Consider the following 2,261-nt stretch of genomic DNA (forward strand, 5'->3'; position numbering starts at 1 on the left):
CTGTGGAGTTCTACGGCTTGGTATGAGTTCCGTCCCAAACACTTGCATTTAGCGGATATTCCGAATGAACTGGCTTACAAGGGCGAAGCTTGGAAAGGCTGTAGCCTCAGAGCGCACAGCGAGAGTTTTTGCAATCCGCTGCATTAATAAATCTCAGAAAAACACAAGCATGTCTGATTGGCACACGATCTCGCTTTCTGACGCTGCACGCAGGTTATTTCAGGGATGTATTGCTGCAGCGAGTAAAGTCCTCCGAACCAGGTCCGCGATAGCCTCTATCAACGTCTGATCGCTATCTCCAGATGAGTTGTTGATCAATTCTTGGATGAGCCTGTCTTTCGCCGATCATCTCTGGAAACCGGGCATAGCAAGCGAAAGATGATCTACATCAAGCGCGTTCGCGAACCTTCGGGCAACTGCGTAGGCGCCCCTTCGCCCTTCCCGAACCAAAGCAAATCACATCAGCAACCACCCACCCTACCGACGGTCAGCACACCCTAACCCCATATGTAACCATATGTATTCTTGATCCTTTGCAGGCGTTCCGGCGATAAAACCTCCAGTTCCACGGAGGGCACGTGAATCATGGATCCGACAAATTCAGAACTCGAAACAGGCCCCGCGCTGACCCTCGCAAGTTGCAAGGCAGAACCGCGCGTAAACGCCCCCCGGCACGTGCCGTGTTCGAAGCGAACTGTGCCGAGCCGGGTGCGACTGACCTCCAAAACGCCGTCGAACCCTTGAGCACGCGCGCTGCGGCACCTTTCAGACAGACTAATACAAGGAAAACGAATGCAATTCTTCAATAGAAAGCAGCTGGCCCTCTGGGATACGGCGCTCAGTACCTCTGAAGAGCTGGCGAAGGGGTTGTCGCGGCGTCAGTTCGGCTTGGCTGCGGCTGCGGCTTTTGCGATGCCCAAAGCGTTGAGCGCGCATGGCTCCACGCAGGTGACCTCTCAGGGAACCTACAATATCACAGTCGACCCGGTGCGCATCAACACGGGCGATTTTCAGAAGATGGGCGTGGGCTACAACCGCAGCCAGATTCCGACGATCCTGCGCTTCAAGGAAGGTGAGGAGGTTACGATAAACGTGACCAACAACCTCAGCGAAAGCACCTCGATCCACTGGCATGGACTTATCGTGCCCTTCCGTCAGGACGGCGTTCCGGGGATCAGCTTCAACGGCATCGCCCCCGGTCAGACCTTTACCTATCGCTTCCCGATCCAGCAGGCCGGGACCTATTGGTTCCACAGCCATTCAGGCCTTCAGGAGCCGGATGGCGCCTACGGTGCGATCGTGATCGAGCCGCGCGGCAGGGAACGCATACCAGCGCACCGCGACTATGTCGTTCAGCTGGCCGACAAACATCCCCATCCGGGCAACCGCATCTTGCGGAACCTCAAGATGCAGTCCGACTACTACAACCGTTCGCAGCGCACTTTTCAGGACCTGATCCGGGACGCCCGCATGGACGGTCTCAAGGCGACGCTGAAAGAGCGCCGCATGTGGGGGCGCATGCGCATGCTGCCGAGCGACGTCGAAGACGTGCAGGGATTTACCTCGCTGATCAACGGTCGCAGCACGTCGCAAAACTGGACCGGTTTGTTCCGGCCCGGTGAGAAGGTCCGCCTTCGGATCATCAACTCCTCCGCGATGACCTACTTCGACATGCGGATACCGGGACTGAAAATGGTCGTCGTGCAGGCTGACGGCAACGATGTGGAGCCTGTCGCCGTGGATGAACTGCGGGTCGCGGTTGCCGAGACCTATGATGTCATCGTCCAGCCTACGCAGAACAAGGTCTATAGCATTATTGCGGAATCCATGGGCCGCAACGGGCTTGTTCGGGGCACCCTGTCACCCAGAGAGGGCTATGCCGGTGCCGTGCCCCGTCTCAGACCCAAGCCCTTGCTCACCATGGCCGACATGAGCGGCATGATGGGCGGTATGGGTATGGATATGGGCATGGGTATGGGCGACCACGTCATGCAGAACATGACCGGAATGAACCACACCGACATGACAGGCATGGACCATTCAAACATGCAATCCAGCCAGCAGCCCCCGATGCCTGCGATGACCCCGTCAGAGGAAAAGCCGAAGAAAAAGACTTCGATGGCTGGGATGGACCATACGCAGATGCAAAAGCCTGCGATGGACGGCATGGACCACACGCAGATGCAGCAGAAGAAAAAGGCACCGATGTCAGGCATGAACCATGCCCAGATGCAGAAGCCCGCAATGGACGGTATGAGCGG

General features: G+C 57.1%; 1 protein-coding gene. It reads left to right on the top strand.

Annotated features, from left to right (window positions below):
- Positions 1-792: 792 nt before the first annotated feature.
- On the top strand, positions 793-2,261 hold a 1,469-nt coding region (locus ACGYLQ_RS20695), incomplete at its 3' end, for a multicopper oxidase domain-containing protein (RefSeq protein WP_394444656.1).

It is taken from the genome of Sulfitobacter sp. 1A12779, from assembly GCF_043557315.1.
Lineage (GTDB): Bacteria > Pseudomonadota > Alphaproteobacteria > Rhodobacterales > Rhodobacteraceae > Sulfitobacter > Sulfitobacter faviae.